The organism is Streptomyces sp. NPDC059679 (assembly GCF_042734105.1).
In the GTDB taxonomy this organism is placed as follows: domain Bacteria; phylum Actinomycetota; class Actinomycetes; order Streptomycetales; family Streptomycetaceae; genus Streptomyces.
The window spans coordinates 157211-179226 of record NZ_JBHWES010000013.1; the positions used below are offsets into that span (position 1 = coordinate 157211).

Below are 22016 nucleotides of genomic sequence, written 5' to 3' on the forward strand. Positions count from 1 at the left end.
AGCAGTCGATCAGCGGATCAGCGGTCGATCGGCGGATCAGTAGACGCTCACGCCGTACGCGTTCAGCGCCTCGACGACCGGCTGGAAGAAGGTCGTACCGCCGGAGGTGCAGTTGCCGCTGCCGCCGGAGGTGAGGCCGAGGGCGGTGGTGCCGGCGTACAGCGGGCCGCCGCTGTCGCCGGGCTCGGCGCAGACGGTGGTCTGGATCATGCCGTAGACGATGTCACCGCCGCCGTAGTTCACCGTGGCGTTCAGCGCGGTGACCCGGCCGCTGTGGATGCCGGTGGTGGAGCCGCGGCGGGTGACCGTCTGGCCGACGGTGGGGTTGGCGGCGCTGGTGATGTCCTGGCTGCCGACGGTGCCGGCGGGGGTCACCGAGCCGCTGTACCGGACCAGACCGTAGTCGTTGGTCGGGAAGCTGGAGCCGGCGGTGGGGCCGATGGTCGTGGTGTGGCCGGAGTTGCTCCACCAGGTGCCCGCGCCGTCGGTGCAGTGACCGGCGGTGACGAAGTAGTTGGCACCACTGCTGTTGCGCACGTTGAAGCCGAGGGAGCAGCGCCAGCTACTCGCGTAGATCGCGTCTCCGCCGGAGATCAGCTTGTTTATCTTGCCCGGGGTGCGCTTGATCTCGATTGCGTCGGCGTTCGCGCCGGCGGTGCTCTTGATCTTGGAGATCTCGGCCTGCGAGACGGTGCTGTCGGCGGTGACCACAAGGGTGTTGGTCGCCTTGTCGACATACCAGGCGGTGCCCGCGACATCGGCCTCGAGCACGGCGCTGCCGGCCGCCTTGGCCTCGGCCGCGGTGGTCTTGGGAGTCGCGTCGTTTCCGGCGTAGGCGGGGGCGGCGAGCGCCGTCCCGGCCACCAGCGCCGAGGTGGCGGCGACCAGGGCGAGACGTCTCGCGTGCTTGCTGTGGGGGGCGTTGCGCTTGATCCTCAACTCTTCCTCCGAGGGAATCGGGGGTCCGCTTGGGTGGGCAGGCCCGTGAGGCGCAGTCAATGAGCACACGAACGGGAACGCCGCGGTCGTTTCCGACGTGCTCCTGACAAGCGCTCCCGGAAGTATTCGTGGAGTCAACCAAGGTGCGCAAGAGGTCAATTAAAAAAGTCGTCGGCACAAGTCGCATGGCCCCGGCGGCTTCCGGCCACCGGGGCTGTGCACCCATCCCCTCGGGTACCTGGTTGGACGAGTCGGCGGGGGATCAGGTTCCGCCCTCTGCCGACGACTTCGCCCGGGGCCGTGAAAGACCGAGATGTTCGCGCAGCGTTACCCCCTCGTACCGGGTCCGGAACGCACCGCGCTCCTGGAGCAGCGGCACCACCCGGTCGACGAACTCGTCGAGCCCGCCGGGGGTCAGATGCGGTACGAGGATGAAGCCGTCGGCGGCCCCGGCCCGTACGAAAGCGGCCATCTCCTCGGCGACCGCCTCCGGTGTGCCGATGAAGGACTGCCGTCCGGTCGCCTCGATGACGGTCTGCCGGATGGACAGCCCCTTCTCCTCCGACAGCGCGCGCCACTTGGCGGCCAGGGCGCCCGGATCGCCATGCCGCACCCGGCCCTGGACCCGTTGGGAGTCGGGGTCCGGGTCGATGTCCGGAAGCGGCCCGTCCGGGTCGTAGCCGGACAGGTCGACGCCCCAGATCTGCTCCAGGGTGAGGATCGCGGTCTGCGGGGAGACCTGCTGCCGGCGGATCTCGGCGGCCTTCTCCTGCGCCTCGGCCGCGGTGTCCCCGAGCACGAAGGTCACCCCGGGCATGATCTTCAGATCCTGCGGATCGCGACCGTAGTCGGCCAGCCGCCGCTTGACGTCGGCGTAGAAGGCGCGGCCCGACTCCAGCGTGCCGTGCCGGGTGAAGATGATGTCGGCGGCGGACGCGGCGAACTCGCGCCCCTCGTCGGAGTCCCCGGCCTGGATGATCACGGGGTGGCCCTGTGGGCTCCGCGGCACGCCGAACCGCCCCGAGATCCGGAACTGCGGCCCGGTGTGGTCGAAGGCGCCAGGGGCGCCGCCGTCCGGCCAGGAGTCCCACAGCTCGCGCGCCGTGGCGACGAACTCCGCGGCCCGGGCGTAGCGGTCGGCCCGGTCGAGATAGCCGCCGCGCCGGAAGTTCTCGCCGGTGAAGGCGTCGGAGGAGGTGACCACGTTCCAGGCCGCGCGGCCGCCGCTGAGGTGGTCGAGCGAGGCCAGCCGACGGGCGAGTTCGTACGGCTCGTTGAAGGTCGTGTTGACCGTGGCGGCCAGGCCCAGCCGCTCGGTGACGGCGGCCAGCGCGTTCAGCACCGTGATCGACTCCGGCCGGCCGACCACGTCGAGGTCGTGGATGCGGCCGTTGTGCTCGCGCAGCCGCAGCCCCTCGGCGAGGAAGAAGAAGTCGAACAGACCGCGCTCGGCGGTGCGCGCGAGGTGTTCGAAGGAGGAGAACTCGATCTGGCTCCCGGACCGCGGGTCCTGCCAGACCGTGGTGTTGTTGACGCCCGGGAAGTGCGCGGCCAGGTGCATCGTCTTCGCCGTTCCGTCGCTCATCGGACCATCTCCCTCGGCTGCGCGTATCGGTTGGCCGGGCGGGTCAGGCCCAGGTGGTCGCGGAGTGTGGTGCCGGGGTAGAAGGTGCGGAAGAGCCCGCGGTGCTGGAGCAGCGCCACCGTGCCGTTGACGAAACGCTCCAGGTCGAGGCGCGGTACGACGGGCGTGATGTGGAAGCCGTCCACGGCCCCCGCCCGGTGCCAGCGCGCGATCAGCTCCGCGAGGTCGACCGGGCCGCCGCGGTACAGCGGGAGTCCGTCGGCCCGTGCGGTCAGCGGGCCGCTGGGCGGCGGGAGTTCGGAGGCCGGTTCGCCCTCGCACAGGTCGACCGCGAGGGCGGCGAGCACGGTGAGCGCGTCCTCGTCGCGGCCGTACGCCACCGCGCGCCGCCGCAGCTCGTCGCGGATCGCGCCGGCCGCCTTGGGCGTGGCGGCCCGTACGTACGCCACATCGGCGTGCCGGGCCGCGGTCCGCCGGGCGACCGGGTCGGTGGCGTCGACCACGACGACCGGGTGGCCCTGGGGCGGCCTGGGCACGATGGACGGGCCGCGCACGCTGAACCGGGCGGACTCGAAGTCGACATAGTGCAGTTTGTCGCGGTCGACGAAGCGGCCCGTGGCCTCATCGCGGATCTCGGCGTCGTCCTCCCAGCTGTCCCACAGCCGGGCGGCGACGTCCGCGACCTCCCCGGCCTCCGCCCACAGCTCCTCGGCGGGGGCGGCGGTGCGGCGGCCGATCAGCCGGGCCTCCGCCTCGGCCGGCGACACCTCGGCCCGCCAGCCCGCCCGGCCGTGGCTGACCCAGTCCAAGGTGGCCACGGCGCAGGAGAGGTGGAACGGCTCGGTGTGGGTGGTGGTGACGGTCGGCACCAGGCCGATCCGCCCGGTGTCGGGCGCCACGCGCGAGAGCACCGCGAGCGCGTCGAGCCTGCCCTGCCGCTCCCCCGGTGGGCCCAGGGAATCGTCCAGGGTGATGAAGTCGAGCATGCCGCGCTCGGCGAGGCGCGCGAGCTCGACGAAGTACGGCGCCCCGTACTGCCCGGTGCCGTCGATGGCGGCGGCCAGGTGGAGCAGTCGGGGCCGGGGCGCGGGGCGGGCCCCGTAGGGGTGCGGGGCGCGGTGGTGCGGGGCGGGAGGAGGCTGGGATTCGGCCATGGTCAGGGGCCTTCCTGATGAGGGGTCGACGGTTCAGCGGGCCTGGGCTCGGACAGCGAGCGAGGCGTGCGGGGCGCCTGAGGCGTGCGGAGCCTGCGGGGCCTGCGGAGCCTGCGGAGCCTGCGGAGCCTGCGGAGCCTGCGGGGACAGGGAACGGAGCAGCGACAGCAGGGCGCGCGCCGTCGCGTCGTTCTGCCGGAAGACGGGCGCGTTCGTACGGGGCCGGGCGAACCCCCCGGAGCCGCGGGCGTCGGTGTGCGGGCCGAGCGCGAAGCGGCGCTGGTGGGGGCGGCCGGCCCGGTCCAGGATCCGGCCGTCGTCGGGGCTGACGGCGAGCAGCCCGGCGGGGGTGGCGGCGGCGCCGTCCCGGTGCAGCGAGCGCAGCAGCGCGTCGCGGGTGTGCGCCACGGTCGGCTCCGGCAGCCGGGCCTCGACCAGCGCACGGGCCTCCACCGCCGGGCCCGCCACCCCGGCGCCGCTCGCCCGGAAGACCTTGCGCAGCGGATCGGCGACCACCCGCAGCTCCGGGCCGAGGAAGCGCACCACGCCGGCGCGGGAGAGCGCGAGCAGTTGGCGCAGCCGGGGGCCGGGCGGGCCGGAGGCGAGGTAGCTGAAGAAGCCGTGCCACTGGCCGCCGATGTCGCCGAGCCGCGTCAGCTGGCCGTATACGGACAGCAGGGCGAGGAAGACCGCGAGGTCGGGGCTGTGGCCGGGGTCGTGGCGGCGGGCGAGATCGGCCTCGATATGCGCGCGCAGGCCCTGCTCCAGCGCCTCGTGGCTCGCGAACCGCCGCCCGGCCAGGGGCCGGTCGAGGGCGTCGAGGTCGAGCCGGTCCGCCGGGTCCGGGACGGCGGCCGCGACCAGGGCGCGCAGTCCGGGGCCGCCGGGCGGGCAGACGGCGTAGCGCTCCTCGAAGTCCGGCCAGGGCATCGCCGTACGGTCGGCATGGGCCGTGAACAGCCGGTGGTAGTGGGCGAAGCCGAGCTCCTTGGCGATCAGCGGCCAGATGTCGCGGCGGTAGTCGGGCCGGCCGGGGCGCCGCAGCAACTCCTCGACCTGGGCCGGTCCGAAGAACCGGGGCAGCGGTGGGCGTTCGCCCCGCCATCCGTAGCCGATCTTGGCGCGGTACGGGACGCCGCGCCGCGAGCCGACGTGGAGCACCGGCTCGCGGCCGGAGGGCCGGTACGTCAGCTCCCCGGCGCCGTCGCCCCCCTCGTCGTAGCGTCCGCCGCGCCCCTCGGTGAGCAGAACCATCAGGTCCACGAAGGCGAGCCCGAAGCCGCGCACGATCACCGGCTCGCCGGGGCGCAGTCGGCTCAGGTCGCTGTCGGCGGTGAACTCCGGCGGCAGATGGACGAGTCCGTGTTCGGCGGCGAAGGCGGCCAGCGCCCGCTGCTCTTGGTCGGGTTCGGCGTCGAGGTGGCCGAGGGCGAGCACGACGGCGTCGGCGGCCAGCGGGGTGGCCCGCCCCTCCAGCCACACCTGCTGCACCCCGTCGCGCGGGCCGGTGATCCGTACGGCGCGGCAGGGGTGCCGGTGGACCGTGACGGCGGGCGGCAGGGCGGCCACCGCGCGCTGGTGCACCCAGGCCAGATACGCGCTCTGCAGCCGTCTGCTGGCGAAGCCACGGCCGGTCAGCGCGGCGGCTTCGGCGGCGAGTTCGGGGGAAAGGTCAGGCGAAAACTCGGGGTGGTCAGGCGAAAACTCGGGGGGAAACCCGGGCGCGGGGCCGTCGGGGAGCGCCCCGGCGCGGGCGCGCTCAGCCCACTCGGCGAGAGAGGGTCCGGGGCGGACCGGGCCGTCCTGCTCGACGGTCTCGTCCGAGAACACGGTGACGTCCTCGGCCATAGAGTTCATCCACAGCAGCGGCGACTGGTCCGGGCGCCAGATCCGGCCGCCGCCGGGCGGATGCGGATCGATCAGGTGCAGGTCGAGAGGGGCGGCCTCGCCGTACAGCTCGGGGGCGTTGGCGGCGATGCGCTCCACGAGGCCGGTGCCGCGGGGGCCCGCACCGACGATCACAAGGGCGGGGGGGCGGGAGGGAAGGTCCGGTCGCACGGACATGCGGAAGGCTCCGTCGGTTCGTCACCGAACACGCCAGTGGCCTTCACACCCGGCCGCGCCCCTCAGCACGGCCTGTTGCCGAGGCTAAGCCGTCCCCACGTCCCGTTGTCAAGGTTGTCCGAACTGTGGGCGGCGCGTCTCATGGCCAGTTGACGCGGAACCGCAAGGCTGTTCCACTTGGGCCATGCAGCCACGTCAGCGACTGATCACGCGCGGACACATCGACTTCGGTCGGGTGTGGTCCGCGTCCTGTTCGGGTTCCTGTACGGGCTGACCGCCGCCTCCGCCGCTCTGGCGTCCCGAGGCGTTCTCATCTGCTCCGGCTGCCCGCCGCCCGCTGTCCGGGTTCGGCGCCCGCCTTACCCATTCCCCCAGTTCACCCAGTACGCGCGCCTTCACCCACGCTTCAGCGCTTCCCCTCCCCTCGCGCTTTTCAGCCCGCCTAGCAATCACAGCTGCAGTCACAGCAGTCGCAGCTACAGCAGTTACCACAACAATCGCCACAGTCACAGCAGTCACAGCAGTCGCTGCAGTCATCGCACTTATGGCACCAGCCCTCGCGCGGCTCACCGGTCCACGGGTCGTCGTACGGGTTCTTGCAGCACACCTGACAGGTGCAGAAGAGCCCGGTCCACACCGCGCAACCGGCTATCAGCCCGCGCCGCCTGCGGTTCGGCGGCTCGGGCGGGACGCCCCCGGGGCCGCCCGGACCGGGCCCGTACGGGTTGTTGATCCAGGGCGACTGCGGCGGCGGCGCACCCTGCGCGGCGTGCGGGGCATGCGCGGCAGAAGGCCCGTGCGAGCAGGACGTGGTGCCGAACGCCCGGTCCACCGCGCGCCGCAGCTCATGCGCCAGCAGCACATGGGCGAGCTTGCCGTTCTCGAACTCCGCCTCGCGCAGCGCGAGACGCACCCCGTGCACCGCGTCGTCGCACAGCCTGCGCACCTCGGCCAGGTCCGTACCGGTGGCCGTGATCGGGTTCCAGGCCCCGGCCGCGGTGTCCTCGGCCAGGTCCTCCACCGCGTCCAGCAGATGCGCGAGCCGGCCGAACAGCCGCCCCGCCTCCTCCAGCGGCGCCCGGTTGCCGGGCCGCTCGGCCAGTATCGCGGTGTGTCCGAAGGCCGCGGCGGTCGCGGTCTCGGTCGGCTCGGTGACGGTCAGCAGCGGGGTGCCGAGGCCCGCCGCCCGCTCTATCCCCTCCTGACGGCCGACCGCGTCCAGCAGCACGGCCGTGTCGAAGCCGAGCTCCGCACCGCTGCGGGCGCCCGCCCGGTCCCATCCGGCGGCGACCCGGCGGGCGGCCACGGCGACCGGCCGGCGCGCCAACGCCCCGTCCCCGTCGGCCACATGGTCGCGTATCTTCGCCGAGGCCAGCACGAGGGAAACGGTGGCCGCCAGCCGCGCGCCCTCGCCCTGGGCGACCGACGCGCTCCGCATTCCGCGCAGCGGACAGGGCCCGGCGGTGCGCCGCCATCCCTCCGTACGCCGCGACTGGGCCTCCACGAGCACCGACACGACCAGTCCGTCGTAATTGGTGGCGACCCGCGCGAACTGGCCACGGGCTCCGCGCAACGCGAGGCACAACCCGCACAGATGCGCCATCCACTCGGTGCGCAGGTTTTCCGACAGCCGATGCCGACAAGGGCGGATAATGCCAAACAACTTTCTCCCCGTTCACCCATACGTCCCCGGCGTCACCCGTCCGGCCCGGCGGAGTCTACCCATCGCCTCGTCAGGGCCTGCTAGCAGGAGGAACTCTGATTCGTCGCCATACGTTGTGCACCAGTACCGTCACGAATCCCCTGTGCGGCCGCAATCCACGTGGCACACCTTCTGCATCATGGACGACGATAGAGGGGGCAGGTGCAGTACAGAGAGCGGCAGTGAAAGGAGGCGTCCATGGGATCGGTGCGCAAGGCGAGTGCTTGGCTTGGCCTCGTCGACGACAGCGATGACGAGCGCTACTACGACGACGACTACGCCGAGGGACCCGAGCCCGGCGACGCCTGGGTGACCGACCCGCGGGTGCGGGTGGCCGACCAGGCCGCGCGGGACGAGGGCACCCGTATCGCCACGGTCACCCCCGAGAGCTTCCGGGACGCGCGCGGCATCGGCGAGATGTTCCGGGAGGGCGTGCCGGTCATCGTCAATCTGACGACCATGGAGCCCGCCGACGCCAAGCGCGTCGTCGACTTCGCGGCCGGGCTGATCTTCGGGCTGCGCGGCTCGATCGACCGCGTGGCCAACCGCGTCTTCCTTCTGACGCCGCCGGACTACGAAGTCCTCAGCGCCAACAGACACCACGCCACCGGCTTCTTCAACCAGAGCTAGGCAAGGCCGCTCACCGGACCGCGCTCAGCGGAACGCGTCCAGTCCGGTGAGCGCCTTGCCGAGCACCAGTTGGTGCATTTCGACGGTGCCCTCATAGGTGAGCACCGATTCCAGATTCGTCGCGTGCCGCATCACCGGGTACTCCAAGGAGATCCCGTTGGCGCCCAGGATCGTCCGGGCCGTGCGGCAGATCTCGATCGCCTCCCGCACATTGTTGAGCTTGCCGAAGCTGACCTGCTCGGGGCGGAGCGTTCCGGCGTCCATACGCATTCCCAGGTGATGGGCCAGCAGCACCCCCTTGTGCAGTTCGACCGCCATATCGGCGAGCTTGGCCTGGGTGAGCTGGAAGCCGCCGATGGGCCGGCCGAACTGCTCGCGGGATCCCGCGTACTCCAGCGCCGCCTCGAAACACGCCCGGGCCGCGCCCATCGATCCCCAGACGATGCCGTAGCGGGCGTGGCTCAGACAGCTGAGCGGGCCGCGCAACCCGGTGACCTCCGGCAGCACGGCGTCGGCGGGCAGCCGCACCTCGTCCATCACCAGCTCGCTGGTCACCGAGGCGCGCAGCGACCACTTGTGCCGGATCTCAGGGGCCGAGAAGCCGGGGGTGTCCGTCGGCACGACGAATCCCCGGATCCCCTCGTCCGTACGTGCCCAGACCACGGCGACCCCGGCCACCGAGCCGTTGGTGATCCACATCTTGCGGCCGGTGAGCACCCAGTCGGAGCCGTCCCGCTTGGCGTAGGTGCGCATCCCGGCCGGGTCCGAGCCGTGGTCGGGCTCGGTCAGCCCGAAGCAGCCGATGGTCTCGCCCGCGGCCATCGGGGGCAGCCACCGCTCCTTCTGCTCCTCCGAGCCGAAGCGGTGGATGGCGTACATGGCGAGGGAGCCCTGTACGGACACCAGGGAGCGGATCCCCGAGTCGGCGGCCTCCAGCTCCAGGCAGGCCAGCCCGTACTGGACGGCGCTCGCGCCCGTACAGCCGTATCCCGTCAGCGACATGCCGAGCGCCCCGAGGGAGCCGAGCTCGCGGGCCAGCTCCCGGATGCCGGGCAGTTCGCCGCGCTCGTACCAGTCGGCGATCTGCGGCAGGACGCGGGTGGCGGCCCACTGGCGGACGGTGGTGCGGACGGCGAGGTCGTCCGGGGCGAGCAGGTCGTCGATCCCGAGCGGGTCGGCGGGGTCGAACGGCGGCAGGCTGCGGGTGGCGCCCTCGGACATGGTTCGGCCTCCGGTTCCGGTGCGGTTCGGGTCGGCTGCGTTGGGGTCGTTGAGCTGCGTCGGGGTGCGGTCTCGGTGCCGCCGGGGTGATCGTTCCGGTCGGATCCGACGCTACGGCCGGGTAATCCCCGGCGTCCAGACCGCGCCCGGCCGCCCGGCGGCGCGGATGCGGCGGCCGGAGGGAACCGCCGTCAGCCGGAGGTCTCCGCGCCGACCGCCGCACGGTCGGCGCGGTCGGGGCCGACGCGGTCGGGGCGGTTCGGGCGGGGCACCCGCGCGGTGCCCGTGTCCTGCGCCGCGTCGTGGGCTGTGTCCGGGGCCGGGGCCGGCTCCAGGTCATGCCCGGTGCCGGGATTCGCCGTATGCCCGGCATCGGTACCGCGTCCGGCGTCCGCCCCGCGTCCGGCGTCCGCCCCGTGCCCGGCGTCCGCCCCGTGCCCGGCGTCCGCCCCGTCCTCGTCGGGCGCGCACTCCATCGACTTCGGCAGCCGCAGCGCCGCCAGCGCCCCCACCAGCAGCAGACCGGCGCTGACCACCAGCGTGACATGCAGACCGTGGACGAAGGACTCGCGCGCCACCGCGCGCAGCGACTCGCCCTCCTTGCCGCCGAGCCGGTCGGAGACCTTGTAGGCCGCGCCGAGCGACGCGCTCGCGGCCTCGCTCGCGGACTCCGGGACGCCCGCGGCGTGGGAGACGCCGGGCGCGTAGGTGGCGTTCATGACGCTGCCCAGGAGGGCGATGCCGATACCGGCGCCGAGTTGGTACGAGGTCTCGCCGATCGCGGCCGCGCCGCCCGCGGACTTGACCGACGCCTCGTTGAGCATCGATTCGTACGCGCCGAAGAGCGTGGTCTCCAGGCCGAAGCCGAGGAAGAGGAAGGCGCCGACCAGGACCGCCGGCCGGTCGGCCTGGCCCATGACGACCAGCGAAAGGACGGCCGCCGCGGTGAGCGAGAAGCCGAAGGCGACCATGGTGCGGGGGCCGAGCCGCTGCAGCATCCGGGACCCGGCGAGCCCGGCGGCCATGGCGGCGAGGGTGAGCGGCAACAGCCGCATGCCCGTCTCGAGCGGCGTGAGGCCGAGGACGAGCTGCAGATACTGGGCGGCTATGAGCTCCAGGCCGACGAGCGCCAGCAGGGCGAGCACGATACAGCCGACGGAGATGGAGAACGCGGGCCGGGTGAACAGCCGCAGATCGACCAGCGGATGCTTGCGGCGGCGCTGCCGGCGTACGAAGAGCACCAGCAGGACCACGCCGAACAGCGTCGGCGCGGCGGTGAGGGGATCCAGCAGGGCCGCGCCGCTGCCCACCCGCTTGACGCCGAAGACCACACAGAACAGCCCGCAGGCGGCCATGATCGCGCCCAGCACGTCCCAGGGGCCGTCGCGGTCGCCGGTGGACTCCGGCAGCAGCCAGCGGCCGACGGGCAGGGCGACCGCCATCAGCGGGATGTTGATGAGGAAGACCGAGCCCCACCAGAAGTGCTCCAGCAGGAAGCCCCCGAGCAGCGGCCCGACGGCCGCGCCCACGGCGGCCACCGCGCTCCAGACGCCGATGGCCAGGGCGCGCTCGCGGCGATCCGGGAAGACCTGGCGCAGGATCGACAGCGTCGCGGGCATGATCATCGCGCCACCGACGCCCAGCAGGGCGCGGGCCACGATGAGGACCTTCGGGTTGCCGGCCTCGGCGGCGAGGGCGGAGGCCGCGCCGAAGAGGGCGTAGCCGAGCAGCAGCACCCGGCGGCGGCCGACCCGGTCGCCGAGCGTGCCGAACAGGATCAGCAGGGAGGCGCAGACCAGCGGGTACGCGTCGACGATCCACAGCAGCTCGATCGAGCCCGGCCGCAGGTCCTCGGTGACGGCGGGCACCGCGACATGCAGCACGGTCGCGTCGACGGCGACCAGCAGCAGGCTGACGCAGAGCACGAGGAGCACGATCCAGCGGTGGGCTCCGCCGTCCGCGTCGGTGCCGCGCCACTGCCGGGGAACGCCCGTCGTCCGTCGTTTGCCGGCCGTGGTCGTCCCGGACATAAACCGCACCTCCCTGTCGTGCGCTCGCGGCCCCACGGGAGCGGGACGTCGCAGGCTGAGGACGTCCGGCGACCCGGCGGCGAGGGCGAGTGAATGGTCAGCGTACGCGAGTCGTCACGCGGGTCGTGTGGCCCATCCCATGTTGAGACCCACGTCGCAGGGGTGAACGAAGGCGTACGTTCCGGTGTCCCCCATTTGTCCCTCCCGTTTTTCCCCCGAGCCCCGTCCCCACCGTCTCGCCCCCACACCTCGTCCCCCGCCGCACCGCCCCTTCGGCCCCGGTCGGCCGACCAGGTCGCATGGCTGGGCGCCTGGATAATCGGGTCCGTGACCGGACTCGCCCAAACCGACCCCCCGGCCGGAAAACACGACGACCGGACGGGCCGTGCGGTTCCCACCACGCTGCGCCGGGCCGCTCCGGCGCTGCTGGCGTATACGGGGACGCGGCTGCTGGGCGTCCTGGTTCTCGCGATCTGGTCGTCGGCGACGGGCAAGAGCTGGCACACGCTGCTCTCCGGGCGCTGGGACGCCGTCTGGTACTCGCGCATCGCCGAGGAGGGCTACGGCTACACGCTCCGGCTGCCCGACGGCTCGGTCCACTCCGACCTGGCCTTCTTCCCGCTGCTGCCCTGGCTGGAGCGGCTGATCTCGGCCCTGACCCCGCTGGACGCCGCCGCCGCGGGCCTGGCGGTGAGCTGGCTCGCGTCGCTGTTCGCCGCGTGGGGGATCTTCGCGATCGGCGACCGGCTGCGCGGGCGGCGCGTGGGCACGGCGCTGGTGGTGCTGTGGGCAGTGCTGCCCGTCAGCATCGTGCAGTCGATGGCGTACTCCGAATCGCTGTTCACCGCGCTGGCCGCCTGGGCGGTGTACGCGCTGCTCACCGGGCGGTGGGTATGGGCCGGGTCACTGGCGGCACTGGCCGGGCTGACCCGGCCGGTGGGGGCGGCGGTGATCGCGGCGGTGTGGATCACGGCGGCCGCGGCCCTGCTGCCCGCCGGGCGGTGGCGGCTCGCCTGGCGGCGCCTCGTAGGGCGCGAGCACCGGCGGGTGCTGCTCGGCGTGGCCCTCGCACCGCTCGGCTGGCTGGGCTATGTGGTGTGGGTGGGGGTGCGGACCGGCAGCGTCACCGGCTATCTCGACGTCCAGGGCGGCTGGCGGAACGGATTCGACGGCGGTGTGGCCTTCGCGCGCTTCACATGGGACCTGCTGGCGGGGCCGGGCTTCGCGGCCGGGCTGGCGATGCTGATCGGCGTGGCCCTGCTGATCTGGGTGTTCATCCGGTGCGTACGGCGGCGCGACCCGCTGCCGCTGCTGGTGTACGCCGGGGTGGTGCTGACCCTCGCGCTGACCGCGAAGGGCTACTTCGGCTCCAAGCCGCGGCTGCTGCTCCCCGCCTTCCCGATCCTGCTGCCGCTCGCGGCCGCCCTCGCACGCCTGCGTACGGCCAGGGCCGCGCTGATCCTGGGGTCGGTGGGGCTCGCCTCGGCGGCGTACGGGGCCTTCTGGCTGAACGGGACGGGGCCGCCGTGAGGGGGCGGCGGGGCGGCCCGGCGGCCGGGCGACGGCTGGGGAAACTCCAAGGAACACCCCGGCTAATCGCCGATAAACGACCCTGTAAGAATTCCATAAAGAAGTCGGGGAGCCACTTCGGGAACGCGGCTCCCGGAAAAGCCGCGACCACCCGGGGATTTCGGCCCGAATGGCGAGTTCAAAAACCCCGGGCGAGACACACTCCACATCACATCGTCATCACAAAGCGACGTGATCGACCGAAGCGGCCTGTCACGCAATGTAACGTCGATTGAGTGCGTACCGATGACAAGCTCCCTCAGGTGAAGGGGCGCCCGACCGATCCGGCGCGACCGCGCATGACCCGAACACGCCGCTGGCTGCTCGGGTCCACCGTCGCTGTGTACGCGGCGACGGTGATCGGGGTGCTCACCACCTCGTGGCTGGTGCGGCTCGACTGGCAGGTCATGCTGTTCCGGCCGTACAAGCACTGGCCGGAGATCCACACCTTCCTGGACTACTTCGTGGTCATGGGCCAGCGCGGCCCCACCGCGGTGGCGGTGACCGCCTGGATCGGCTGGTGCTGCTACCAGCAGCGCACCCTGCGCCCGCTGATCGTGCTGGGGACCTCCCTGCTGCTGCTCAACATCACCGTCGGGTCCGTCAAGCTCGGCCTCGGCAGGCTCGGTCCGCACTACGCGACCAGCGTCGGCTCCAATGAGATGTGGGGCAACGGCGATATATTTCCTTCGGGTCACACCGCGAACGCGGTGGTCACCTGGGGTGTGCTGGCCTATCTGGCGACCACTCCGCACGCCCGCAGGATCGCGTCGGTCATCGCGGCGATCTTCGCGTTCGGCGTCGGCATGACCACCGTCTACCTCGGCACCCACTGGGTCAGCGATGTGGTGCTCGGCTGGGCGGCCGGGGTGCTGGTGCTGCTGGCGCTGCCGTGGCTGGAGCCGGCGATGGCGCGCGCCGAGGTGCTGCTGCGCGCCATGTACCGCAAGGTGCTCGAGTACCGGGACCGGGCGTCGGCGCCGCGGCCGCTGTCGCGGCCGGTGGCCGGTTCGGCCCTGGCCACCCCGCGTACGGCGCACGACGACGAGCTGCCGGCCCGCGAGACGGTGGGTGTCGGCGGCCGGCCGAGCGGTGTCGCGGCGCACATGTCCGAGGCCCGGCCGCACCACCCGCTGCGCCCGCATCCGATCCGCACCGAGCGGGCCGGCGCCCCGGGCGGCAGCCGCCGCCCGCCGCACGCCGACCGGGTGCCGCGCGCCACGGCGCCGCTGGGCCCGACCGCGGGCCGCGGGCGCGCGGCCAGCACCGGCGGCTGATCCGCCGGTACGGCCGCTGGGCCCGCGGGGACGGTACGCACGCCTCTCCCCCAGCCCCGCCGCCCACCGATCGCGCTGAGCCGAACGCACCACGGCCCCGGACGCTCCTGCCGAGCGTCCGGGGCCGTCGCCGTATCAGCCGCCTCGACCGGCTCGGCCGCCTCGGCGGGTGCGCCCTGCCGTCACCCCTTCCAGCAGCGCTTCACGGCGTCGTCGGCCACCTCGAAGTTGATCCTCCCCCGCAGATACTCCATGGTGATGATCGCGCCCGTTGGAAGTGTGCGCACGGTGCTCCAGCCCCGCTCACGAGCGCGCTCCTGGGCGGTCCGGGCGTCGAGGCCCACATAGCTGTCGAGATCGTCGTCGGGTTCGGCGGAGGGCGTCGGTACAGGTGCCATAACGCCACCGTATGCGCCGTGACCCGGCGGTGGAACCCGACTCTCTCCGACCGCTGACACATACTCACCCGTACCGTGTCCCTCACTCGTCACACTTGTGTCACAGAAAACACGCCCGGGTTTGTTTCCTTCTCTGTCACTCGTCCGTGTTCCGTGTTGACGGCACGAAGGTGACGGCGAGTTTCCGCCGATTTCCCCGGCAAATCTCTCGCATTGACGCCGCTCCGGTATTGGCGGAGACCGGCTCACAGCAACTCCCGAGTAAATTCCCGAAGCCCGGCGGAAATCGACCGCTCACGCCCACGGAATACACAATTCCGCCACAAACTGACCGAGTCGGGAACCGCGGGTTTCCCCCGGCCGATCGGCGGTATCCGGGCGCCCTACCCGCCTGCGGCATGCCGTACCCGGCTACGGCACCCGGGTGCCTCCGACCGAGTGATGCGAGGGGTGGACCCTCGCGCCCGCGCGCCCGTCGTGCGCATCATGACCACAGCCCAAATCCCGCCGAAATTATCTCAAGGGAGCGTCGATGGGGACGGAGACCGCACAGGCGGCGGCTGCCGGACCGGCGCGGGTGCCGGGCGTGGGCCAGATCCTGGTGGACTGGCTGACCACCACGGACCACAAGAAGATCGGGCATCTGTATCTGATCACCGCGTTCGGCTTCTTCCTGGTGGCGGGGGCGCTGGCGATGGTGATGCGCGCCGAGTTGGCCAGGCCAGGGCTGCAGCTGATGTCGAACGAGGCGTACAACCAGGCGTTCACCATGCATGGCACGATCATGCTGCTGCTGTTCGCGACGCCGGCCTTCGCGGGGTTCGCCAACGAGATCATGCCGCTTCAGATCGGCGCGCCTGATGTGGCCTTTCCGCGTCTGAACATGCTCTCGTACTGGTTCTTTCTGTTCGGCGGAATCATCGTGCTGTGCGGTCTGGCGCTGCCCGGGGGCGGTCCGGATTACGGCTGGACCGCGTATGCCCCGCTCAACAGCGCGGTCCGCTCCCCCGGCGTGGGCGCCGATATGTGGATCATGGGGCTTGCGCTGGCGGGGTTCGGCACCATCCTCGGCGCGGTGAACTTCCTGACGACCATCGTCACGATGCGCGCCCCGGGCATGACGATGTTCCGGATGCCGATCTTCACCTGGAACACCCTCTTCACCTCGATCATGATCCTGATGGCGTTCCCGGTGCTGGCCGCGGCGCTGCTCTGCCTGGAGGCGGACCGGCGGTTCGGGGCGGTGGTGTTCGACGCCCGATTCGGTGGCGCGCTGCTGTGGCAGCATCTGTTCTGGTTCTTCGGCCACCCCGAGGTGTACATCATCGCGCTGCCGTTCTTCGGCATCATCACCGAGATCATTCCGGTCTTCTCCCGTAAGCCGGTGTTCGGTTATGTGACGCTGATCGGCGCGACGATCGCCATCACCGCGCTGTCGATGATGGTGTGGGCACACCATATGTTCGCGACCGCAGCGGTGCTGCTGCCGTTCTTCTCGCTGCTGTCCTTCTTGATCGCGGTGCCGACCGGGGTGAAGTTCTTCAACTGGATCGGCACGATGCTGGGCGGCTCGTTGTCCTTCGAATCGCCGATGCTGTGGGCGGTCGGGTTTCTCGTCAGCTTTCTGTTCGGGGGGCTGACCGGGGTGATCCTGGCGTCGCCGCCGATGGACTTCCACGTCACCGACTCCTACTTCGTGGTGGGCCACTTCCACTACGTCGTCTTCGGGACGGTGACCTTCGCGACGTTCGCGGGGTTCTACTTCTGGTGGCCGAAGTTCACCGGCAAACTGCTCGACGAACGGCTCGCCCGGATCCACTTCTGGACGCTGTTCGTCGGCTTCCACACCACCTTCCTGGTGCACCACTGGCTGGGTGCCGAGGGCATGCCGCGCCGCTACGCCGACTATCTGGCCGCCGACGGCTTCACCGCCCTCAACACCGTCTCCTCCCTCGGCTCCTTCCTGCTGGGCATGTCGACGCTGCCGTTCCTCTACAACGTCTGGAAGACCAGCAAGCACGGCGCCAAGGTGACGGTCGACGACCCCTGGGGGTTCGGCCGCTCCCTGGAGTGGGCGACCTCCTGCCCGCCGCCCCGGCACAACTTCCTCGCGCTGCCGCGTATCCGCTCCGAATCCCCCGCCTTCGATCTGCACCACCCGAGGTTCGCCCCGGCCGCGGAGGCGGAGCGGGGGCCGAGGCCGCGGGGCCCGATCGGCCCGGGGCGCGGCCCGATCAGTCCAGGGCCCGGGTCAGCCGGTCCCTGAGCTCCTGGATGTGAGCGTTCAGCTCGGGCGGCTCCCGCACCTCGAAGTCCAGCCCCGTCAGGGCGATATGGATCACCATGATGTCCAGGCTCCCGGCGCCGGTGTGCAGCAGGCAGCTGTGCTCGTCGACCGGCTCCAGCACCCCGGCGGCCGGCGGGACCCGCTCGGCCGCGCGCTCGGCGGACACCCGCAGCAGCACGGTGGCCTTCTCGGCGTACACGGTGGTGGACACGCCCTCGCGGACATACGCGGCCAGGTCCTCGGCGGGCGGCCGGCGCGGGGCGAAGCGCGGGCCGTGCGGCGGCGTCGGGGTGATGCGGTCGGCCCGGAACGTACGCCAGTCGGACCGGTCCAGATCCCAGGCGACGAGGTACCAGTGGCGCTGCGCGGCCACCAGCCGGTGCGGCTCGGCGGTGCGGCGGCTGACGGCGCCGCCGTGGGCGCGGTACTCGAAGCGCAGCTGACGGCAGTCCCGGCAGGCGTTCGCCAGCTCGGTCAGCACCGCCGGATCGACCATGGGGCCCTGGGATCCGCCCAGCATGGGCACGGTGAAGGCGCTCAGCGCGCTCACCCGGCGGCGCAGCCGGTCCGGCAGCACTTGTTCCAGCTTGGCGAGGGCGCGTACCGAGGTCTCCTCGATGCCCTCCACCCCGCCGCCCGCCGCCTGGCGCAGCCCGACCGCGACGGCCACCGCCTCCTCGTCGTCGAGCAGCAGCGGTGGCAGCTGGGCGCCCGGGCCGAGCTGATAGCCGCCGGCCGTCCCGGGGCTGGAGTGCACGGGATAGCCGAGTTCGCGCAGCCGGTCGATATCGCGGCGTACGGTGCGCGTGGTCACCCCGAGGCGGTCGGCGAGCTCGCCGCCGGACCACTCGCGGTGGGCCTGCAGCAGGGAGAGCAGGCGGAGCAGACGTGCGGAGGTCTCCAACATGGCGCCGAGTGTGCCAGCCGCCGAGGACAGCCATTGTCCTCGGCGGCTGGGATAGCGGCGTCAGCCGCTGCCGTCACCTCTCACCAGCGGTACCAGTGCGTCCGGTGTCCGCCGGCCGCCCCGGTGCGGTGGAACAGGAAGCCGAGCAGCCAGACCACCAGGACCGCGAGGGCGATCCACCACAGCGCCTTGACGGCGAACCCGATCCCGAACAGGACCACCGCGAGAAGCAGGACCAGAAGAACAGGAATCATCGTTCACACCTCCGCGGTGCGAGTTCCCCCGGTGTACACCCTGATGCACACCCCTGGCGCACACCTCTTATGCGCACCTTATGTCCAGATTAATACTGGTTTGCCCGTAGGGACCCCGCGTTCGCTAGGCGCTCTCGACGCGCACCGCCAGATCGTTGTTGACGGTGTAGTACGGACCGGCCTTCGCGGCGCCGTGCGGAGCGGCGATGGCCTGTGCCGGGTAGGTGAAGATCTCCTTCTTGTCCGGGACGTCGTCCAGGATCCGCGCCAGCCGCGCCGGGGCCGCGTCCGGGTCGGCCGGGCGCAGCCACAGGTCCCACGCCTCCTCACCGCCCTTCCAGCCGTCCGCCAACTCCGCGAGCGGCAGCGTGAAGGAGAACTCCGTGCCGTCCGCGCCGTGGCCGGCGTTCGCACCGTTCATCTCGAGTCGCCCCGTCCACACCCGCGAGGGCTCGGGCCGGAAGCGAGCCTCGGCGACCGCGCCGGCCAGCCACTCGGCCGGGTGCTCCACCCGGTACAGCCGGCCGCGCACCACCAGCCCGCCGCCCTCGACCCGTAGCTCCCCCGCCTCGGCGTGCGGGGTGCGGCGCCAGCTGCGCAGCGAGAGATTGCCGTGCTTGGTCGGGTACGGGATACGGACGGCCAGCGGCGAGGTGCTGGGGCCCGGCTTGCGGTCGACGAGCGAGCGCAGATCGTTCAGGCCCGGCGCGAGCCGCTGCGTTTCGGCCTCGCCCAGGACCATATGGACGTCCCAGCGCCCCTCCAGCAGCGGCACCGTGCTCGGCAGCGCGGCCTGCAGCCTGCCGCCCTCGGTGGGCACCAGCGGCAGCCGCACCTCGCCCTCGGGGCCGGGGTCCGCACCCCGGCGCACCAGCACCAGCGCGGCGTCCGGGCCGGCGTCGGAGGCGGCGGCCGACCCGGGACGGGCCCAATCCGCGACCTGGAAGGTGAGCCCGCCGGCCGAGTCCGCCACACAGTCGGCGCGCGGCGGAGCGAACTCGGCGGTGCTTGCGTCGCTCATGCGGTACGCGCCCTTCCGAACATCGAGTAGCCCACGTCCTTCGTCGCGAACACACCGCTGAGGAGCGTGCCGCGGGCGCGGTGCAGGGTGCCGCGTACGGTGCTGCGCCCCACGAGGTCGGCGAAAAGCGACTCGTAGCGCCCGGCCACCTGGGACGGGTCGAAGCGGGCGGAGCGCTTCAGCGCCTCCCGGCCCATCCGCTGCCGCAGTCCGTCGTCGTTGATGAGGCCCAGAAGGGCCGTGGCGATGGCGTCGACGTCTCCGGTGGGGACCAGACGGCCGTCCACGCCGTCATCGATGATCTCCGCGGGCCCGTGCGGGCAGTCGGTGGAGACCACGGGGAGACCGCAGCGCATCGCCTCGACGATGGTCATCCCGAAGGACTCCATGCTGGAGGTCACGGCGGCGATCGAGCCCTTGGCCCACTCCGGGTCCAGCGGGTTGGCCGGGCCCATCAGATAGATGTGGTTGTACAGGCCGAGCCGGTCTATCAGGGTCCGCAGCTTGGCCCGCTGGTCGCCGCCGCCGTAGATCCGCAGCCGCCAGTCGGGGCGTTCCGCGCTGACCTTCTCGAACGCCCGTATCAGCAGGTCGTAGCGTTTCACCGGGGCGAGCCTGCCGGCCGCCACGACCCACTTGCCGGTGCCGTCGGCGGGCTCCAGACCCGATTCGGGCACGCTGTTGGGCACCGCCTCCAGCCGTACGCCCGGCAGCCGCATCTGACCCCGGTACGTCTCGGCGTCCGCCTGGGTGACGGTGGTGACCGCGTCCAGCCGCGGGTACACACCGCGCAGCGTCCGCTTCAGCGCCTTGGAGTGGGTGCTCAGGGTCAGATGCTCCTGACCGACGCGCACGGGCCCGCGGCGGGCCTCACGGGCTATGTGCACATTCAGACCGGGGCGGGTGCCGACGACGACATCGCAGTCCAGCCGCCTCAGGTGCTCGGCTATCCGCCGGTCGGTGAGCCGGCTGTACTGCTTGTACCGGCCCTCGCTCCTCGGGAAGACCCGCGCGGGGCGGGCGTGCTCGGGGTCGTCACCCTCGTAGCCCGGGCTCTTCTTGCGGATGTCCACAAGATGGCTGAGCCGCACGTTCGGGCCGGGGTCGAAGACCGGCACGTCGCGGTGGCGGAACACCGACACGATCTCCACGTCGTGCTGTTCGCCCAGCGTTCGGGCGAGGTTGTACGTGGTTCGGATCGTCCCGCCGATCCCGTACGCGTTGTGAATCAGGAATGAGATATGCATCCGTCCCGGTATCCAACCGTTTCCCACCGTTTCCCCGCGGACAGCCTCACACGTCCGCCTATCAATGGGTCAGACCCGGGAAACGGTTGCTGGGTTGGGCTCCATAACCGTCTTGTTCTTGAACATATGTCAAATTGGTAGCGAACGTGCGGAACTTTTACCGGTCTTAGCTCATCAGAGCCTCAAGTGCAGTGACCCAGCCGCGGATGGCCCGTTGACTACATGGAGCCGGGAAACCACCCGGTGCCACGGACCGATACCGAGGAGCCACCCGTGCCGCGCATGCTCGACGTCAGCGACGACGTACGCGCCGAGATCGGCGACGAAGAAGCCGACCGGCTGCTGGCCGGCGAGAACGCCCCGGGCAGCTACGACTGCACCTCCTGCCGCACACCCGGGAACACCGACCAGGAGCGCACCAGCACCGTGCTCTTCGTGGGCCAGGAGACCGCGGTGCTCGCCTTCGCGCATGCCACCTGCGTCCCCTCCCAGGTCGTCCCGGTCTCCGAGGATCAGCTGCGCGGCGCCGTACGGTCCATCACCGCCGAGGACGCCGCGCCGCCCGCCCCCGAACCGCCGCCCGCCGCCGACACCCAGGCGGTGCTCGGTGTCACCAGCGGGGTGGTCCTGGTGGGCGGCGAGGCCCGGCCCGCGCTCGTCGTCGAGCCGACCGAGCCGATCGCCCGGCCCGGTATCGGCGGCGCGGGCGACGACTTCCTCCCCCTCCTGACCGAGCAGGGCTTTCTGCCGGTGTACGACCTCGGCCGGCCGCCGGCGCCCATCCCCGGCTGGTCCGTACTGCTGGCCGCGGGTCAGCTGCACGCCGTACTGATGCCCGCCCCGGGCGGCGGCGCGCCCGTGGCCTGGTGGCAGGCCCACCACCCGATGCCGGTCAGCGACGGCTGGCGATCCGCCGTCGGCCGCTCCCAGCAGGTGCTGCTCTACGCCGCCTCGGCCGGCACGATCGGCACCCAGCCGCGCGAGGACCAGCTGCGCACCGCCCTGGACCGGGCCGCCGCACGCGGCGCCCTGGTCGGCGCCGCCATGCCGCTCGCGGGCACCTGATCCCCATGACCGCGCCCGCACCCCGCCGTGCCGATCTCGTACACGCGGCCCATTCACCGCCGATCCCGCATCCGACGGGCGGCCGGGTCGTTGGCACATACGTGCACGCATACGACCCTCCCTCCCGGGCCTCTTCTCCCCCACCCTCCCGGGCCCCGTACGACCCCCTGCCACGGGCCTCGTATCCCCCGCCCGCCCGGGCCCTGCAGCACGCCCATATTCCGGCCATGCGCCCGGCGCAGGACATGCTGGGCGATCATCGGTGGCCGTCCGCCACGCCGATCTACGACGCGCTGTACGCGGAGTACCGGAGGCTGTTCCGGGCCCTGCCCGGCGACCGCTCGGACGAGGAGAACCTGGAGTTCACGGCGTTCAGCGCCATCGGGCAGCCCGGCCAGCCCCGCGGGCTGACCAGCGGCGGCCACGGCCACACGGGCGGCTACCCGGGCCATACGGGCGGCCACGGTCCCACGAGCGGGCACGGCCATACGGGAGGCCACGACCATACGGGACACACCGGGCACACGGGATACACCGGGCACACGGGCGGCCACGCGGGGGGTCACACCGGGGTCTGGGAGCCCATCGGGCGCCACCACCGCACCTATCTGCCCGCGCTGCCGCCCGGACAGCGCGACGGGCGGGGCCACGGGTACTGACCCCGCG

18 protein-coding genes are annotated in these 22016 nt (G+C 72.0%); 6 read left to right on the forward strand and 12 right to left on the reverse strand.

The window, feature by feature from the left end:
- Positions 1-36 precede the first annotated feature (36 nt).
- The 5 genes from ACFV2X_RS17245 to ACFV2X_RS17265 all read right to left on the reverse strand — a co-directional run bounded on the left by ACFV2X_RS17245 (position 37) and on the right by ACFV2X_RS17265 (position 7405).
- The gene (locus ACFV2X_RS17245) at positions 37-939 is read right to left on the reverse strand and encodes a S1 family peptidase (protein WP_385616974.1); all 903 of its coding nucleotides are present in this window, start codon (positions 937-939) and stop codon (positions 37-39) included.
- 262 nt (positions 940-1201) lie between these two features.
- Positions 1202-2524: an NtaA/DmoA family FMN-dependent monooxygenase gene (locus ACFV2X_RS17250; protein WP_385616976.1), complete on the reverse strand. Its 1323-nt coding sequence runs from the start codon at positions 2522-2524 to the stop codon at positions 1202-1204.
- On the reverse strand, positions 2521-3678 hold the full coding sequence (locus tag ACFV2X_RS17255) for an LLM class flavin-dependent oxidoreductase (protein ID WP_385616978.1): 1158 nt from the start codon (positions 3676-3678) through the stop codon (positions 2521-2523). Before ACFV2X_RS17255 ends, ACFV2X_RS17250 begins: the two co-directional genes overlap by 4 nt.
- Before the next feature lie 33 nt (positions 3679-3711).
- On the reverse strand, positions 3712-5742 hold the full coding sequence (locus ACFV2X_RS17260) for an FAD/NAD(P)-binding protein (protein WP_385616980.1): 2031 nt from the start codon (positions 5740-5742) through the stop codon (positions 3712-3714).
- A gap of 442 nt (positions 5743-6184) precedes the next feature.
- Positions 6185-7405 carry a DUF5685 family protein gene (locus ACFV2X_RS17265; RefSeq protein ID WP_385616982.1) on the reverse strand — a complete coding sequence of 407 codons (1221 nt, stop codon included), beginning with the start codon at positions 7403-7405 and terminating at the stop codon, positions 6185-6187.
- A gap of 237 nt (positions 7406-7642) precedes the next feature.
- Here ACFV2X_RS17265 and ACFV2X_RS17270 point away from each other — a divergent pair, with 237 nt between their 5' ends.
- Positions 7643-8074: a cell division protein SepF gene (locus ACFV2X_RS17270; RefSeq protein WP_319697288.1), complete on the forward strand. Its 432-nt coding sequence runs from the start codon at positions 7643-7645 to the stop codon at positions 8072-8074.
- Positions 8075-8098: 24 nt separating this feature from the next.
- Here ACFV2X_RS17270 and ACFV2X_RS17275 read toward each other — a convergent pair whose 3' ends face one another.
- Both ACFV2X_RS17275 and ACFV2X_RS17280 read right to left on the reverse strand, forming a co-directional pair.
- Positions 8099-9295, reverse strand: a complete 1197-nt coding sequence (locus ACFV2X_RS17275) for an acyl-CoA dehydrogenase family protein (RefSeq protein ID WP_385616984.1) — start codon at positions 9293-9295, stop codon at positions 8099-8101.
- A gap of 191 nt (positions 9296-9486) precedes the next feature.
- Positions 9487-11325, reverse strand: coding sequence for an MFS transporter (locus ACFV2X_RS17280; protein ID WP_385616986.1), 1839 nt, complete (start codon positions 11323-11325; stop codon positions 9487-9489).
- Between the two features lie 327 nt (positions 11326-11652).
- Between ACFV2X_RS17280 and ACFV2X_RS17285 the strand changes: the two genes are divergently transcribed.
- On the forward strand, positions 11653-12855 hold the full coding sequence (locus tag ACFV2X_RS17285) for a mannosyltransferase family protein (RefSeq protein ID WP_385616987.1): 1203 nt from the start codon (positions 11653-11655) through the stop codon (positions 12853-12855).
- Positions 12856-13130: 275 nt separating this feature from the next.
- Complete coding sequence (locus ACFV2X_RS17290) at positions 13131-14171, forward strand: phosphatase PAP2 family protein (protein WP_385616989.1); 1041 nt, start codon at positions 13131-13133, stop codon at positions 14169-14171.
- Between the two features lie 182 nt (positions 14172-14353).
- On the opposite strand, the gene ACFV2X_RS17295 is transcribed toward ACFV2X_RS17290, so the two are convergent.
- Entirely contained in the window at positions 14354-14569 is a 216-nt protein-coding gene (locus ACFV2X_RS17295; protein WP_385616991.1) for a proteinase inhibitor I78, read from the reverse strand.
- A gap of 532 nt (positions 14570-15101) precedes the next feature.
- Between ACFV2X_RS17295 and ctaD the strand changes: the two genes are divergently transcribed.
- Complete coding sequence (gene ctaD, locus ACFV2X_RS17300) at positions 15102-16835, forward strand: cytochrome c oxidase subunit I (protein WP_385616993.1); 1734 nt, start codon at positions 15102-15104, stop codon at positions 16833-16835.
- Here ctaD and ACFV2X_RS17305 read toward each other — a convergent pair.
- The 4 genes from ACFV2X_RS17305 to ACFV2X_RS17320 all read right to left on the reverse strand — a co-directional run bounded on the left by ACFV2X_RS17305 (position 16804) and on the right by ACFV2X_RS17320 (position 20285).
- The gene (locus ACFV2X_RS17305) at positions 16804-17763 is read right to left on the reverse strand and encodes a helix-turn-helix transcriptional regulator (protein WP_385616995.1); all 960 of its coding nucleotides are present in this window, start codon (positions 17761-17763) and stop codon (positions 16804-16806) included. The two genes, ctaD and ACFV2X_RS17305, sit on opposite strands and share 32 nt — an antisense overlap.
- An 80-nt stretch (positions 17764-17843) precedes the next feature.
- On the reverse strand, positions 17844-18017 hold the full coding sequence (locus ACFV2X_RS17310) for a hydrophobic protein (RefSeq protein ID WP_385616996.1): 174 nt from the start codon (positions 18015-18017) through the stop codon (positions 17844-17846).
- Positions 18018-18141: 124 nt separating this feature from the next.
- Positions 18142-19038: a hypothetical protein gene (locus ACFV2X_RS17315; protein ID WP_385616998.1), complete on the reverse strand. Its 897-nt coding sequence runs from the start codon at positions 19036-19038 to the stop codon at positions 18142-18144.
- Positions 19035-20285: a glycosyltransferase family 4 protein gene (locus tag ACFV2X_RS17320; RefSeq protein ID WP_385617000.1), complete on the reverse strand. Its 1251-nt coding sequence runs from the start codon at positions 20283-20285 to the stop codon at positions 19035-19037. Before ACFV2X_RS17320 ends, ACFV2X_RS17315 begins: the two co-directional genes overlap by 4 nt.
- A gap of 273 nt (positions 20286-20558) precedes the next feature.
- Between ACFV2X_RS17320 and ACFV2X_RS17325 the strand changes: the two genes are divergently transcribed.
- Both ACFV2X_RS17325 and ACFV2X_RS17330 read left to right on the forward strand, forming a co-directional pair.
- The gene (locus tag ACFV2X_RS17325) at positions 20559-21350 is read left to right on the forward strand and encodes a hypothetical protein (protein ID WP_385617002.1); all 792 of its coding nucleotides are present in this window, start codon (positions 20559-20561) and stop codon (positions 21348-21350) included.
- A 227-nt stretch (positions 21351-21577) separates the two neighbouring features.
- Complete coding sequence (locus ACFV2X_RS17330; protein WP_385617004.1) at positions 21578-22009, forward strand: hypothetical protein; 432 nt, start codon at positions 21578-21580, stop codon at positions 22007-22009.
- The last annotated feature ends 7 nt before the right edge of the window (positions 22010-22016 follow it).